A 14012-nucleotide genomic window follows, 5' to 3' on the forward strand; every position below is an offset into this window, starting at 1 on the left:
GTGCCACAGTGGTTTTACGTTGGTTTCGGTTTAGGGGTTCATTGCTAAGGGCGTGCATAATTGCCCAGGCCACGTCCGCGTGTCCGGTAGTACTGGTGCGGTTTGCGGCATAGGTGATTTGGTCGTTGCCGGTAGTGACCTGGTGAATCTGCAAAAACGCTTGGGGTATGTCGGTGTGTTCCGCGTCCCATTCGACGCGACGGGACTCAATAACGTCTTGCGCTTTGAGCACCAGGTTGGTTTTTGTATTGATGCCGTAGGTAATAGGCGTTACCCGTGGGAAGAAGGCTTTGACCATCTCATAAACCCCTGTGCCCGGCCCGGTACAATCAATACCGATAAACTGAGTATTATATTTTTCCGTCAGTTCCTTAATCCGGTTTGCTTGCCACTGCCAAGCGCGGTTGCGCATAACAATTTTTTCCAAAACCCGGAATTTACCACCGGGCTTAAGCGGGGGAGCGATAACAACGACTGCGGCACCGTCGCCACTGCGGGAGGGATCATAACCAATCCATACAGGCTGATTGCCAAAGGGCCGAACTTCGCGCTTTTTAAAATCGACCCAGGTGACATTGGTATCAATCGAACAACTCAGCAAATCATCTAATTTAAATACTGATAAGCCCGCCTCCATAAAGGCGCACATAAATAAGTTATTAAATTCAGAATCGCTGTACTCGTCTTTTAGTTCCTCGATATTGAAAAGATCACAGCCTTGTTCCTCGGCATCCTTGACGGTGACGATGTTTCGCCAGATGCGATCTTTTCCTTTTTGACCGGTCTTTAGCGTCTCCCGTGTAAGATCGAATTCAACTTTATTTACTCTTTTTTCGTTGTACTTCTCACCACTCCATAGCGGGTAGGCACCGTGACTTTTTACTGACGGCGTAGAGAAATAGGTTTTACGCCATTTCTTTTGAGAAGCCATCGCACTAGCCAGCTTGTTCAGGTTCTCAAAATCGGGTATCCAAAAGACTTCATCAATATACAGATGACCGTGGTAACTCTGAGCGGTGCGCCCGTTGGTCGATACAAAGCGCAATTCAGCTCCATTGGAAAGCTGAATAAAGTCAGCGCCTTTTAGCTCAATATCAAAATACTTGCTAGCGAATAAAAGAATGTAAGCCTTAAATACCTCTGCTTGGCTGCGGCTGGCGGAAAGGAATATCTGATTGTCACCTGTGATTATGGCGTCTTCAAATGCTTCCCAGGCAAAGTAATACGTGGCGCCTATCTGGCGTGACTTGAGTATAAAGCGAGTGCGTTCGCCCTTGTGGTCGTGCCAGCGATGCTGATAGCCATAGAATAATTCTTTGCGAATCTCTTCCAGTTGTTCCGCTGTGATTTCACTAATATCATTTTTAGGCTTTTTCTTTTTGCCTTTACTTTCCCCGCGCTCCCCTCGGGAAGCCACCGCCTTTTCCTTTGCCGTACGCGCCTTTTTTAAATCTATCCCAGCCAGCTTATCTAGCAGATTTCCAAGGCGGTCTATTTCTGTAAAGTCCTCCTTTGTTTTATTGGGTTTTTCCACCAGGGATATCAGGCGGCGAGAGGTGGCTTGCTCCACCGTCTCATGCTGAAGCATATCTTCCCAGCAGCCTTTCTCCGCCCACTGGTAAACCACTCGAACACTGTTCAAGTTTAATTGGTCCGCTATTTCTCGTGCGCTCACTCTGCGCAACCACATCAATTTAGCGGCGGTTTTGATTTCGTCTGAATATGTAGCCATGCCGCGCAGTGTACGCAACGAAATTAATATTTTTGCCCGGTTTAATTCCTAAGAATTCCGATTTTCCAAAAATAGGAATTTTTAGGAATTTATTGAATTGTGAGGTGTGCCGACTACCTATAAATTTCAAATTCTCAGCGCGGCACAGACCGCAAAAAAATTATCTTTCAATAGTGTGTGGGTGAACGATGGCAAGAAATCTGAAAACCGGCTGGGTGGTATTGGCTACTAGTGGATCAGTTGTAGATGGTCTTGAAGATGGTCGAACCATTGAAAAGCAGTGGTTGTTAGATATGGCGGAAACCTACAACACAAAAATACATACCGCCAGAATCTGGCCGGACCATCAACGCTATTGGAACGGCGGCAATGTATTAGCTTTGAAAACAGAGGAAGCCAAAGAACCAGAACTAAAAGGGGAAATCCAGCTTTACGGAATCATGGCGCCTAATGATTCTTTGATCAGCGCGAACCGTCGTGGCGACTATACACACCCATCTATTGAGGTTGGCGAGGACTACCGAGGCACAGGCAAGTTTTTTCTAAAAGGTCTTGGCGTAACCGATGAGCCAGCTAGCGCGGGAGTTTCAGAGCTTCACTTTTCTTCTAATTCCGGCAAAAAAGAAAAAGCCATAGTGTTTAGTGGCCATCAAATCAATGTGGCTGAATCTCTCCAGGAAGAAAAGGGCCTTTTCTCAAAAATCTTCAATAAAGAGATACAGCAGGAAAAATACGAAACTCAACAACAGGAAAATAACAGCATGGCTTTTGATGACGCTCAGAAAAGTGAACTTAGAGAAATCATCTCAACTGAAATAAAAAATGCTTTTTCAATTCAGTCAGCAGGTAGTCAGGGCGACGCTAAACCAAAAGGCGGTGAGGGTGATGAAGGGGGAGCCCCTGAAAGTGATAGCGAAGAAACCGTGCCAATGAAGAAGTTCAAGAAACTGGAAGGTGAGCTTGAAGACCTGAAAACACAATTTTCGGCAGCGCTCAATCAAGAGAAGCCGGGCACGCAGGCCCCTGAAGGTACAGGCGGCGCAGAATCTAAGCGTGTTCTGTAGATTGTTTTATTTGAGTATTTCGAATTAGTTAAATTATTTTAAAACGGTAAATCCATGAACTTTGAAACCAAAAAACTCTTTTCAGCAATGCTGCTGGCCATGGCAACGACTTACAGTGTGCCAAGTGTTTCTGAAAAATTTAGTGTTACTCCCTCGGTCGCCCAGGAACTGCAAGACGCAATCACCGAAAGTGATGAATTCCTGAAGCGTATCAACATTATCCCCGTCGATGAAATAAAAGGGGAAAAGGTATTAGGTTCTGTTACCGGATTGCTACCAAAGCGCACGGATACCGACAAAGAAGACCGACAAACCAGTGAGGTTTGGTCTCTCGGTAGTAAAAACTATGAATTATTTAAAACAGAATATGACACCCATATTCGCTATATCACTATGGATTCCTGGGCTAAATTCTCTGATTTCCATCAAAGATATGGAAATTGGGTGCGCAGAGCAATCGGCCTAGCCCGTATCCGTGTTGGTTGGATGGGTACCCAAGCAGCAACAGAAACCGATAGTGCAAGCAACCCGAACGGTGAAGACGTTAATAAAGGATGGCTGCAACATCTAAGGGAATACGATAGCGGTAGTCACTGGTTTGATGGCTCCAGCGGCACCCAGGTAGCCAATAAAATCCGTATTGGCGCGGGCGGCGATTTTGAAAACCTGGATTCCGCCATTCTTGCCCTAAAGCAAATGATCCACCGTATACATCGTGGCTCCAAGGATTTGGTAGCGATTGTTGGTGATGACCTTATCGCAGAAGAAAAGGCCGCACTCTATAAAGCGATGGGGCAAAAACCATCAGAGAAAGAGCGCGTAGAAAAAGAGGTTGTCACCAAAATCTATGCGGGCCTGCCCATTGTTAACGATGTTCCTAATTTTCCGGCACGGGGTATTTTGATTACCAGCCTGGATAATCTCTCTATTTACTATCAAACCGATAGCTGGCGCCGCCAAGTTACAGATAACCCTAAGCGGGATCGCATTGAAGATTACAACTCAGTCAATGAAGGTTATGTGATTGAGGATGAAGAAAAAGCGGCAGGTATCGAGTTCGCGAATGTGCAGTTACCAGACGGCAGCGGTGGTTGGGCTTAGGTAGACGGTGCTTCCCCCGGCACTGCGCCGGGGGCTTTTTAAAATCCATTATAACCAGGTCAATAAAAATGCCGTTTATCACTGTTGCGCATCAAAACAAGTGCAAAGCCAAAGCTGCTAAAGAAAAAGCCGAACAGCAAGCATTAGAAAATCAGACGGTTTTATCTGCTGACAATACAGCGCCGCAGAGCGCACCTACCAATGTCGAGGATAGTGCTGCATCTCACGAAGTTATAGCGGCTTCTTTAGATCGTGATCTTGAATTACTCAAAGAGCGAACGAGCATTGCAGAAAAAATTGACCTCAAGCGCCAGCTGTTGCCGAAGTACCTACCAGTTGTAGAAGCGTACCGGGAAAACGGAGAACACTATCAGAACTTGGTTTTGGTGTACTGCACACTGTGGGCAATGGATGTTGAAGATATAGAGCTTGCGCTTGATCTTGCAAAGTTCGCCGTCGAACAACAGCAAAAGCTACCGCACTATTTCAAGTCTGATGACCTGCAAACCTTTGTTGCGGAAAGCCTGCACGATTGGGCATTGAAGCAATACAAAAACAACACGACCGCCAGCCCTTATTTTGATGAAGTGTTAGAGCTGGTGACTAGTAACAGCTGGCCAATTATCAACACAATTGTTCTTGGCAAGCTGTACAAGATGGCCGGGCTATTTGCCGAGAAAGCCGGCGATCAGGAATCCGCTTTTAAGTGGTATCACTCCGCCGAGGAAGCCAACCCCAGAAAAGCCGGGGTTAAAACCCGCTTAGAAGCACTGGCAAAAAAACTGAATAAAACATTGTAACGACTCCCACAGCCACGCGGGCCAGTGGGGCGCTTAACGCCCTGCGCGTTTATGCAAACCACTTGGCGCCGCGTTTTTAAAAAAGAATTTTTGTTATGAGCTTTACCGGAAGGCCTGCAAGTTATTTAGAGACCGTTTTACAAAACAGCGGTTTCTTCCCTGATATATCCCTAGGGGATTATCAGAAGATGTACAGCGCACCGGCAAGCCTGATGCAAGAAAAGGTTGAGCACTTATTGCGCTTGGCAATGATTGAAATCAATGAAGGTTTGGAGGATCAGCAAGCACTTTGGGAAGAAGAAGGCTATTCCACGCTTGCAGAAGTACCGGCTAAATTGATCGGGGGTAAGAGCCGGTTATTGGTGCATTACCAGCGAGCGGTTTTTTCTTTGGCAACTGCAATGGCTTTCCGAGAATTTCCAACGGTTGCACGCCGTGAGGTGGGAGAGCACCAGGCAGCTCAAAGCCTAGATACAGAGCAAATGTACCGGGCTGAATCTGATAGAGCGGTGCGCCGCTTGCGCGGTATCTCAACCAATATAACCGCTGAGATTATCTAGTTATGGCTGGGAAAAAGTTACAAGAAATTACCGCGCATTTGCTAGCCGCTAATTTAGTGCCGCAAGAAAAGTTTGAATCTTGGATGGAAGAGGGGCGCATAGAAACAGCTAGCAAGAATTTAGGGAATGGCATTCGAATTAGTCGGACAGAGTACGACGCTGTAATCGTACTTGAAGAATATAGCGGTGACGCGGCCCTGGTCCTCGCATTGGTGACAACCTGGTTAATGGAAAATGATTCCAGCCGCTTTGATAACGGGATGCCGGAGCCGCAAATAGAAGTCACACCGATTGATGACAAGTCGGTAGATGTGGAAATCACAATCCGATTTTTTGAGAACGTGGATTTAGTGCCCGACGATAACGGCCCTATTTCGTACCAAGGGCAACGCTATGCCATTGCGACGGTGCCCATTGATGAGCCAAGCCAAGTAGCGGTTGGCGATAACAAAGAATTACCCACTGACGCTCCATATAACCGTGCAGATTGATTTAACAGGACATTTAAAAGCCCGGCAGCAATTAGCCCTGCTAAAGCTACCACCCGCAAAACAGCGGCGTATAGGCGGCACGCTGGCCCGCAAAGTCCGCACCTATAGCCGCAAGCGATTGCGCGAACAACGAGGGCTGGACGATAAAAGCTGGGAGAAACGCAAAAAAGGCCCGAAGCGACAAAGGGGCAAGGGAAAAATGCTGCGCGGCTTTAGTAAAAGAATGCGGGCACGAAGTACCGGTTTAGGGGGTGAAGTATTTTTTGCCGATAAAAACACGGCCCAAATTGCCTACCAGCACCAACACGGTATTGCTGAAGAGTGGGACGGGCAAAAGGCAGAAAAGGTTTACGGCAAACCGGATTACAAAGCCCCGGCAACGCGACGACAGGCGCGAGCGTTGAAAAAAGAGGGGTACAAAGTGCGGCTACCTGGAGGCCGCAAGAAAAAGCCAACCCTGCGTTGGATCACTGAAAACCTAACCCTTGGGCAAGCGGGATTGATCTTACAGGTATTGCGCGATGAGCCGAAGGAAAACAGCTGGGTTATTGAATTACCAGAGCGCAGTTTTTTAGGTACCACAGACCGGGAAGTGAGCGAGCTTGCCGACATGATTTTTAAAGAAACCAGCGGACGTATTAACAGCATTTAGGGGGCCACATGGCACAGGGGACAGTAACGGTAAATAACCTGAACTTAGGTCAGGGCGCCTTCGATGAAATCGAACGCAAGGCACTTTTTTTGGGGGTAGGGGACACCAATAAAAATAGTGTTCTTGCATTGAATTCACAGAGTGATCTGGACGAACTACTGGGCGCAAATGATTCACAGCTAAAAACCCAAGTGATGGCCGCACAGGCCAATGGTGGGGAAAACTGGAACGCCTGGGCCGTGCCCCTGGATGTGTCCGACGATTGGAAGACCGCGCTGGATACGGCAATGCAGAGTGTCTCCCCAGAGCTGGTAGCCGTTTGTACCCCGGCATTGGTGGCCAATGACCTAGATGTAGCTTTTGCCAAGGCTGAGAGTATTAGAACCAGCCTGGGGCGCCGTGTAGGTATTCTGGTTGCTACTCCCGGTATCGATGACACTAGCGAGAGCTGGAGCGATTACCTGGCCGCACAGGCCGCCATTGTGGACCCTGTAAACGCCTATCGGGTATCAGCGGTTCCCCTGCTGCACGGAAACAACCTGGGCGAATTGGTAGGCCGCCTGTGCAATCGTGCTGCCAGCGTCGCTGATTCCCCTATGCGGGTTGCCACAGGGCCGCTGTTAGCGCTGGGTTCTGTACCCAACGACAAAGACGGCGTACCGCTAGATAACGCCATGTTGGCGAGTCTGGACGCTCTGAGGCTATCAGTACCGCAAACCTATGTTGATTATCCGGGTACCTATTGGGGCGACTGCAACATGTTGGACGCCGAAGGGGGAGACTACCAGGTTATTGAAAACCTCCGTGTCGTGGATAAAGCAGCCCGCGCTATTCGGATGTTGGCGATTGCGCGGATAGGCAATCGACAACTGAACAGTACCCCAATCTCTATTGCCTCCAATAAAACCTACTTTTCCCGCCCACTACGGGAAATGGCCCGCAGTGTGCAATTTGGGGCTGATGTATTCCCCGGCGAGATTAAACAGCCCAAGGACGGCGATATTGAAATTATTTGGCCGACTCGCGACAAGGTGGAAATTTATTTAAAGGTAACGCCTTACAACGCACCGAAATCTATTACCGCCAATATTGCGTTGGACCTAACCAACCTAGGCTGAGTTCGGTTTTTCCAATCTTAATTTTTAACTTTTAAATACCAGGGGATAGTTATGTCCAAACTTTCCGGACGCGACATTGACACCACGATCGGTAGTTACCGCGTCAATATCGAAGAGGCCAGTCTTTCTATCGAAGACGGCACCGGCACCACAAAAACCCGTGGTGTACCCGATGGATTTATTGAGGGTGATGTTTCGGCCAGTGGAGAGATCAAACTGAATACCGGGCAGTTTCAAATCATTGTTGAAGCGGCCAAAGAGGCGGGCAGCTTTCGGGGGCTGCCAACTTTTGATTTGGTGTTTAACGCGGAAACCACTGATGAATCCATCAATGTTGAAGCCTTTGACTGCAAGCTGAGTTTGTCGGATGTCCTGAGCGCAAATCAAAGCAATGAACGGCTAATGCATACCATTAAGTACGAAGTAACAGGCCGTGAATTTGTCAATATCAACGGTGTGCCCTATCTGCGCTCTGAAGAAATAGAGCGGCTGAATTAAGGGCCTGTTATGCCAGATCTATTTGACCAGGCGTCACAGCTAGAGCAGCGGGAGCGGGACAGCGTATTAGCTGCACAGCGCGACCGATCCCGACAAAAGATATCCAGTCGGGAAAGCTGTCAAGATTGTGACGAGCCTATCCCGTTAGCACGGCGGGCCTTTGGTGGCGTAACCAGGTGTATTGAGTGTCAGGAATTTTTTGAAAAAACGGGGCGCTAAAAATGCGAGTACGGTACGGACAATTACAAACGGCAATGATACGGAAAGGATACCGTTTCTTTGATGAAGGAGACTTCAATCTTAACTTGATTGGTATTCGTAGTTCCGACCGTAACGCCAATTCTTTTAACGATCGTTTTGCTGTTGCCTGGCGTTTTCAAGGGATGCCCCATTGCCTTAGCTTTTCCGCGACCACTGATCCCGGCAATTTCTGGCGAGAAAACCCGCTTAATGTAAACGGTACTGCCATTTTAGTCCCTGGACAGTATCTGGGGTTATGGCAACTGGGTTTACACCAGGGTAAATACCGCGCATTGGTGCAGCGGAAGTCTGCGCGGGTGTACCGAGACAATAACCAGGATTCAATCATCAATATTGATTCCCCCATCGACGACGGACTATTCGGGATTAATTGTCACCGAGCAAACGCCACTCAAAAAAGCCGCCGTGTGGATCGTTGGAGCGCGGGTTGTCAGGTGTTGGCTGATCCTTTTGATTTTGCACTGCTAATTTCGCTATGTGATGTGGCGGCGGAAAAGTGGGGCACTTCATTTACCTATACGTTACTCGAAGAGAAAGACCTATGAACCTTTTTAAAAAAATTGTAAGCGCTGCTACTGGTGGTATAGGAAAGTTGGCTTTTGAAGTAGTAGAAAAATATTTCCCGCCGGGCATGAGTGAAGCCGAGCGTGAGAAAGTCCGTATTGATTTACAAAAGATGGAAGATGCAAGGACTCGTGAAGCTGATGACGCGGCTTTAATGGCTGAGAAAGTCCACACAGAAAGAGTCAGTATCCTTGAGGGGTCTGCAAGTGATCTCAAATCTATGCCAATACTAGGCCCGCTAGTTCTCTTCTTGAGAGGCTGTCAGCGTCCCGCGTGGGGATTCGCCACTCTCTACTTAGATTGGCTTTGGTTCAGTAGCTGGAATCTTACGGATAGGCAGGAGACGGCATTAATCGTTATCAACTCTTTAGTTTTAGGTTTCCTTTTTGGTGAGCGTGCCGTTCGTAATGTATCGCCAATGATTGCGGAAGTATTCCGGGCACGGGTTGGCGGGGCGGGCAATGGAAAACCTATCTGAACAGGAATCAGCAGTAGCAAAACGGGCAGCAGATGAAGCACTGGAGGGAATGCTACAAAGGTTGGGTATAGATACTGAAAACGTGTTGGAGACACAAAAAGACCAGGCGTATTTGCGCCAGCAGCGCTTGGCATCAGAGCAAGTTGCCAAGTGGACTAAGCGAATCATTCTAGGAATGTTTCTGAGTAGTTTATTTGGAGTTATTTGGGCGGGCTTTAAAGCGGCCCTGAATATTAAAAGTTAATCAAAAATCCCCTTTAGTTAAGGAAATATCATGGCAAAAGATGTCAACAAAGACACAGTCGACGAAAATACACAAGGATTTGAAGTCACTATTGATGGCAGTGAAGTTCTATTCAAAGTTACTCGCAATGATTACAACAAACTGGTTAACCAGTTGGGGCCGGGTAATAAAGTCAACGCTTTTCATAACTTCCTGGTTTCTACAGTAAGCGATGAAGGCAAGCAAGCTTTGCTAAAGGTGCTAGCGGATAGACCGGGAAGTGAAGTGGCAATTGGTTCAGGTATTTATGAAGCCTATACCCCGGACCTGCAAGTTACCGTAAAAAAGCGTTAGCGCTCGCCGACGCAATGTCGGAAAACGGGTATAGCCAGTTATGCGCCTATGCCCGTAAATGGTTGCCGGGTGAACCGCTTACAGAGGACACCTTGGCAACTGCCGTGATGTTAGAGCGGGAATACTGGAAGAACTTTGAATCAGCCGTAACTAACGGTATTGGTAAAGCCTGGAAGAACTAACGCAATGAGCACCAAACTAGAGAAGTTAATGTTTCGAATTGCTCTGATTGATAGGGCTAGTGGTCCAATCGGAAAGATTGACTCACAGGTAAAACAATTAAAAGCCACTGCAATAAAAGGTGGCGCAATGCTTGGTGGTGCAGCTGCGGGCGGCTGGGCTTTACAGCGTTCTCTTTCAGGCTTACTTGATCCCGCTATTGAAATGAACCGTGCATTAGGGGAAGTCAAAAGCCTTGATGTTCACGGTAAAGCACTGGATAAGCTACAGCGAAGCGCTCTCAAGACTTCTATTCAATACGGCACCAGTGCAGCTGGTTTTATCCGGGCATCCTACGATATTCAGAGCGCTATTTCCGGTTTAAAAGGAGATGAACTAGCGCGGTTTACTAAAGCTAGTGCTGTATTAGCTCAGGGCACAAAGTCAGATGTAGCCACCATCACTAATTATATGGGCACCATGTACGGCATCTTTCAAAAGGATGCTGAAAGGTTGGGCAATGCTAAGTGGGTGGAAATCGTTGCCGGCCAAACAGCCACCGCTGTACAGATGTTCAAAACTACCGGGGGAGAGATGGCCGCCGCCTATTCCACTTTAGGGGCTGAAGCACAATCCCACGGAATTCAAATGGCCGAGCAAATGGCCATTATTGGCCAGCTTCAATCCACCATGAGCGGCAGTGAAGCGGGCACCAAATACAAGGCATTTTTACAAGGGGTCGGAAAAGCACAGGGCGTTTTAGGTCTTCAGTTAACCGATAGCCAGGGCCGCATGTTGCCCATGCTGGATATTCTCGGGAAACTTCAGGGCCGTCTAGCGGGTATGGGTTCTGTTGAGCAAGGGCAATTGTTACTAAAAGCCTTTGGCCGTGGTGAAGCGGTAGCACTGATTAAGCAATTAATGCTGGATACCAAGGGGCTGGCTAATAATATTCAAGCGCTCGGCAATGTTAAGGGCATGGAAAAAGCCCGTCGAATGGCAACAGAAATTTCAGATCCCTTCGACCGTTGGCGAGAGAGTAGCAAAGCGGTGCGTGCGGTTATTGGTAATGCCCTGTTACCAATTATTACTCCGCTGGTTGATAAGTTTACCGCCGCCAATGCAACCATGGTGGACTGGTCCTATAAGTTCCCGCATCTGACAAAAGCGATCGGTGTAACGGCGTTAGTGATTGGCGGACTCATAGCAACGGTATTAGTTTTTGCTGCTGTCGGTGGTGTTATACAGCTGACTATGGCGGGATTAATTGGTCTGCAAACCGCCTGGACAACTGCCACAGCAATTGGGGCCGGTGCTTTGGGGTTGTTAACCAAAGGGCTTAAGGCTGCACGTATCGCAACTTTACTCTTTAGTTTGTCACTTTACGCAAACCCCCTGGTATGGGTTGCTGCTGCGGTCATTGGTTTAGTGGCTGGCCTGGCTTTATTGGTTATTCACTGGGACACCGTTAAAGCGGCTGCCCTGGGCTTTATCAGTGGTTTCGTTGAACGCTGGGGGGTTATCCGTAATGCGATTGAAAGCAACCCCATTACGCGAATTCTAGCGGCCCCGTTCCTTGTCGCCATTGACTTGATTGGATTTTTGTTTAAGCAGATTAAAAAGATACCGGCGCTATTTACCCGACTTAAAAATTGGTTGGGCGATATCGGCGTGTTTGACGCATTGGGTAGCGCGGCTGACTGGGTGATTGAAAAGTTAAACCTGATACCGGGCATTAATATTGAAGCGACAGTAGAGAAAGAGCGCTCCAGTATTCCCAAGGCGTCAACGCCTCAATATCAGCCCAGTGCTGTTCCGGTCGGGGGTATCTCCCAGCATATCCAGAACAACCAGAAAGGCGGCACACATATCGAAAAAGTCGAGGTAATTAACCCGGCGAGCGGTTACGGCTTTGTAGATGAGATGGAAATGGCGGCGGGCTAATGACTGAACCTAAATACCTGGATTTATTAATTGTTAATAATGATATCGCCCTAGATTCCCTGAGCGTCCCTATGGGGATTAGTGACAGGGCGTCCGTTGCGCAAGATATCAAACACATGATTAGAGAGAGTGGTCTACTCGTTGAGCTGATAGGCGAGCGCCAGAGCGACAAATGGGCGTTAAACCTTTCTCGACTTGAGAACCTGGTGGAAAGTGATTCCCGTATTGAACCTGGTACAGCGCGCCTTTCCCGTGATGAGGGGGAGATTTTAGTCACGGCTACCACGGTAGATTTTAAAGATATCGAGTTTACCTTATGAGCGAGCAAGAGCTATTTACCAACCTTTTAAAAGACGGCGGTATCCCAACCACTGAAGAAGAGGTGCGCGCGGAATTTGAAAAAGAGGTAGACGCGGAAGGTGTCGCCTTTACCAATAATCGGGACATATCACCCTGGTGGCGAATGGTTACAGTGCTTGTAATAACGCCGGTAATTTGGTTGATAAAGGCACTTATTAAACTCGTAATGCCGCAAATCTATGTAAAGACCGCAAGCGGGGATTTCTTAGCGCTTCATGCTGATGGCGTAAACCTGGAGCCGAAAATAAAGAGTAAGGCCCAAGGCTTTGTGCAATTTTTACGGGCGGATAGTTCAGGCTCCCTGGATGTGCCCATCAACACGGCAATACAAAGTGCCAATATTAATGGCCGTGTCTATACCCTACGAACAACAGCAACGGTGACGTTTAGTGATGGGCTGGACACGGTATTAGCCCCGGTTGAAGCTGAAGAGGCGGGCAGTGCCTATAACCTGGCAGCGGGGTATTACTCAGTGTTACCAGTGTTATTGCCTGGCATTGTCGCAGTAGCCAACCTGGAAGACTGGCTAACCCATCCTGGCACCGATGATGAAGACCCAGAGGAATTAAGAAAGAGAATTAGAACTCAGTATATGGCGGTGAACCAGTGGCACACCGATGCAGTTTACCGATCATTAATCGCCAGCTTTGATGGTGTTAATGATGAAAACGTATTTTTTGACAGTGATGCACCGCGCGGCCCTGGTACCGCTGATGCCTATGTGATGTTTGAGACCGGTCAACCAGATGACAGTTTTATCCAAACTATCCAGCAAAAAATCACCGATGAAGGGAACCACGGTCACGGGGATGACTTAAAAATTTATGCCATACCTGAAACCTTCCACGATATTACGGTGACGGTATACACCATTGATGGCCTAAGTGGTGGTACCAAAGATGAAATCAAAAAAAGTGTTGAGGATTTTATCTGGGCTGCTTTCAGGGGGAATTTAGATTATCGGCCAACCCTGGTTAAGCCCTGGAGCCGGTTTTCTTTCTCGCTATTGGGTGGCGAGCTACATAGACAATTCGATTTGCTTCGCGGTGTCGATTTCAGCCTGGATTACATCGTTAGTCAAATGGATTTACCCAGAATTAATAGCCTATCGGTGACAGTGGCATGATTGACTTAAAACTGCCTTTTTGGTTATCCGGTCCCCAGCTTTCCAAGTTGCGCAAAGCCTGCCAACGCTTTTGGGAGCGTGTCGAGGAGTGGCTTTATTGGCCGGTACGACAACTGGACCCGGAGACCTGTATACCTGGTGCCCTTGATTTGCTCGCCTGGCAAAGAGGGGTGGAACGGTTTGAAGGCGAATCCATGCAGTTATATCGCTTGCGGGTTAAATACGCTTTTGTGAATGCTCAGGACGCGGGCAGCACTGCCGGTTTAAAGCGTATCTTTGAACGGCTATTGATTGGTTATATCGAGATTGAAGAACGCTTACCGGATCGCGATTGGGATGTGATCAAGTTGCATTTAACGGACTCACAGCTGGCAGAAAACCCAGAACTATTACAAATCATTTTAAGTAAATATGGCCGGATATGCCGCCGTTATGAGTTTGAAGTCTTAACACCACTGCAAGTGCAATTACACACAGCAGATTGTGGCCACGATAACGGCTATCTAGTTGCGTCACTTTAAGGGGGA

The 14012-nt window shown here is 47.9% G+C and carries 18 protein-coding genes and 1 pseudogene; 18 read left to right on the plus strand and 1 reads right to left on the minus strand.

Going from position 1 to position 14012, the window contains the following annotated elements:
* Positions 1-67: 67 nt before the first annotated feature.
* Positions 68-1732: pseudogene (locus tag P0078_RS00005) on the minus strand (terminase large subunit domain-containing protein); the annotation flags it as partial.
* Positions 1733-1920: 188 nt separating this feature from the next.
* Between P0078_RS00005 and P0078_RS00010 the strand changes: the two are divergent.
* From P0078_RS00010 to P0078_RS00095, 18 genes are all read left to right on the plus strand, one after another.
* Positions 1921-2796 carry a GPO family capsid scaffolding protein gene (locus tag P0078_RS00010; protein WP_282932439.1) on the plus strand — a complete coding sequence of 292 codons (876 nt, stop codon included), beginning with the start codon at positions 1921-1923 and terminating at the stop codon, positions 2794-2796.
* 54 nt (positions 2797-2850) lie between these two features.
* Positions 2851-3897, plus strand: a complete 1047-nt coding sequence (locus P0078_RS00015; protein WP_282932440.1) for a phage major capsid protein, P2 family — start codon at positions 2851-2853, stop codon at positions 3895-3897.
* Between the two features lie 68 nt (positions 3898-3965).
* Complete coding sequence (gene gpM / locus P0078_RS00020; protein ID WP_282932441.1) at positions 3966-4697, plus strand: phage terminase small subunit; 732 nt, start codon at positions 3966-3968, stop codon at positions 4695-4697.
* 95 nt (positions 4698-4792) lie between these two features.
* Positions 4793-5257, plus strand: a complete 465-nt coding sequence (locus P0078_RS00025) for a head completion/stabilization protein (RefSeq protein ID WP_282932442.1) — start codon at positions 4793-4795, stop codon at positions 5255-5257.
* Positions 5258-5259: 2 nt separating this feature from the next.
* Positions 5260-5748, plus strand: coding sequence for a phage tail protein (locus P0078_RS00030; protein ID WP_282932443.1), 489 nt, complete (start codon positions 5260-5262; stop codon positions 5746-5748).
* Complete coding sequence (locus tag P0078_RS00035; protein WP_282932444.1) at positions 5738-6400, plus strand: phage virion morphogenesis protein; 663 nt, start codon at positions 5738-5740, stop codon at positions 6398-6400. The genes P0078_RS00030 and P0078_RS00035 overlap by 11 nt, the downstream gene beginning before the upstream one ends.
* 8 nt (positions 6401-6408) lie before the next feature.
* On the plus strand, positions 6409-7518 hold the full coding sequence (locus tag P0078_RS00040; RefSeq protein ID WP_282932445.1) for a DUF2586 domain-containing protein: 1110 nt from the start codon (positions 6409-6411) through the stop codon (positions 7516-7518).
* A 51-nt stretch (positions 7519-7569) separates the two neighbouring features.
* Complete coding sequence (locus tag P0078_RS00045) at positions 7570-8016, plus strand: phage protein (RefSeq protein WP_282932446.1); 447 nt, start codon at positions 7570-7572, stop codon at positions 8014-8016.
* 9 nt (positions 8017-8025) lie between these two features.
* Positions 8026-8235 (plus strand): TraR/DksA family transcriptional regulator, encoded by a 210-nt coding sequence (locus P0078_RS00050; protein ID WP_282932447.1) that lies wholly within the window; start codon positions 8026-8028, stop codon positions 8233-8235.
* A 2-nt stretch (positions 8236-8237) separates the two neighbouring features.
* Positions 8238-8822 (plus strand): hypothetical protein, encoded by a 585-nt coding sequence (locus P0078_RS00055; protein WP_282932448.1) that lies wholly within the window; start codon positions 8238-8240, stop codon positions 8820-8822.
* Entirely contained in the window at positions 8819-9319 is a 501-nt protein-coding gene (locus tag P0078_RS00060; RefSeq protein WP_282932449.1) for a hypothetical protein, read from the plus strand. The genes P0078_RS00055 and P0078_RS00060 overlap by 4 nt, the downstream gene beginning before the upstream one ends.
* Positions 9303-9563: a hypothetical protein gene (locus P0078_RS00065; protein WP_282932450.1), complete on the plus strand. Its 261-nt coding sequence runs from the start codon at positions 9303-9305 to the stop codon at positions 9561-9563. The genes P0078_RS00060 and P0078_RS00065 overlap by 17 nt, the downstream gene beginning before the upstream one ends.
* 30 nt (positions 9564-9593) lie before the next feature.
* Positions 9594-9896 (plus strand): putative phage tail assembly chaperone, encoded by a 303-nt coding sequence (locus P0078_RS00070; RefSeq protein ID WP_282932451.1) that lies wholly within the window; start codon positions 9594-9596, stop codon positions 9894-9896.
* 14 nt (positions 9897-9910) lie between these two features.
* Positions 9911-10078, plus strand: a complete 168-nt coding sequence (locus P0078_RS00075; protein WP_252471906.1) for a DUF6890 family protein — start codon at positions 9911-9913, stop codon at positions 10076-10078.
* A gap of 4 nt (positions 10079-10082) precedes the next feature.
* A complete protein-coding gene (locus P0078_RS00080; protein ID WP_282932452.1) occupies positions 10083-11999 on the plus strand; it encodes a phage tail tape measure protein in 1917 nt (638 codons plus the stop codon).
* On the plus strand, positions 11999-12319 hold the full coding sequence (locus P0078_RS00085) for a DUF2590 family protein (protein WP_282932453.1): 321 nt from the start codon (positions 11999-12001) through the stop codon (positions 12317-12319). Before P0078_RS00080 ends, P0078_RS00085 begins: the two co-directional genes overlap by 1 nt.
* A complete protein-coding gene (locus tag P0078_RS00090; protein ID WP_282932454.1) occupies positions 12316-13485 on the plus strand; it encodes a baseplate J/gp47 family protein in 1170 nt (389 codons plus the stop codon). The genes P0078_RS00085 and P0078_RS00090 overlap by 4 nt, the downstream gene beginning before the upstream one ends.
* Positions 13482-14006 (plus strand): phage tail protein, encoded by a 525-nt coding sequence (locus P0078_RS00095; protein ID WP_282932455.1) that lies wholly within the window; start codon positions 13482-13484, stop codon positions 14004-14006. The genes P0078_RS00090 and P0078_RS00095 overlap by 4 nt, the downstream gene beginning before the upstream one ends.
* Positions 14007-14012: the final 6 nt, after the last annotated feature.

The organism is Microbulbifer sp. VAAF005, assembly GCF_030012985.1.
Lineage (GTDB): Bacteria > Pseudomonadota > Gammaproteobacteria > Pseudomonadales > Cellvibrionaceae > Microbulbifer.

Coding starts and splice junctions, on each gene's coding strand:
- P0078_RS00030 (WP_282932443.1), top strand. CDS start 5,260: ATGGCTGGGAAAAAGTTACAAGAAATTACCGCGCATTTGCTAGCCGCT.
- P0078_RS00045 (WP_282932446.1), top strand. CDS start 7,570: ATGTCCAAACTTTCCGGACGCGACATTGACACCACGATCGGTAGTTAC.
- P0078_RS00040 (WP_282932445.1), top strand. CDS start 6,409: ATGGCACAGGGGACAGTAACGGTAAATAACCTGAACTTAGGTCAGGGC.
- P0078_RS00070 (WP_282932451.1), top strand. CDS start 9,594: ATGGCAAAAGATGTCAACAAAGACACAGTCGACGAAAATACACAAGGA.
- P0078_RS00015 (WP_282932440.1), top strand. CDS start 2,851: ATGAACTTTGAAACCAAAAAACTCTTTTCAGCAATGCTGCTGGCCATG.
- P0078_RS00010 (WP_282932439.1), top strand. CDS start 1,921: ATGGCAAGAAATCTGAAAACCGGCTGGGTGGTATTGGCTACTAGTGGA.
- P0078_RS00025 (WP_282932442.1), top strand. CDS start 4,793: ATGAGCTTTACCGGAAGGCCTGCAAGTTATTTAGAGACCGTTTTACAA.
- P0078_RS00095 (WP_282932455.1), top strand. CDS start 13,482: ATGATTGACTTAAAACTGCCTTTTTGGTTATCCGGTCCCCAGCTTTCC.
- P0078_RS00065 (WP_282932450.1), top strand. CDS start 9,303: ATGGAAAACCTATCTGAACAGGAATCAGCAGTAGCAAAACGGGCAGCA.
- gpM (WP_282932441.1), top strand. CDS start 3,966: ATGCCGTTTATCACTGTTGCGCATCAAAACAAGTGCAAAGCCAAAGCT.
- P0078_RS00075 (WP_252471906.1), top strand. CDS start 9,911: ATGTCGGAAAACGGGTATAGCCAGTTATGCGCCTATGCCCGTAAATGG.
- P0078_RS00085 (WP_282932453.1), top strand. CDS start 11,999: ATGACTGAACCTAAATACCTGGATTTATTAATTGTTAATAATGATATC.
- P0078_RS00080 (WP_282932452.1), top strand. CDS start 10,083: ATGAGCACCAAACTAGAGAAGTTAATGTTTCGAATTGCTCTGATTGAT.
- P0078_RS00090 (WP_282932454.1), top strand. CDS start 12,316: ATGAGCGAGCAAGAGCTATTTACCAACCTTTTAAAAGACGGCGGTATC.
- P0078_RS00050 (WP_282932447.1), top strand. CDS start 8,026: ATGCCAGATCTATTTGACCAGGCGTCACAGCTAGAGCAGCGGGAGCGG.
- P0078_RS00060 (WP_282932449.1), top strand. CDS start 8,819: ATGAACCTTTTTAAAAAAATTGTAAGCGCTGCTACTGGTGGTATAGGA.
- P0078_RS00055 (WP_282932448.1), top strand. CDS start 8,238: ATGCGAGTACGGTACGGACAATTACAAACGGCAATGATACGGAAAGGA.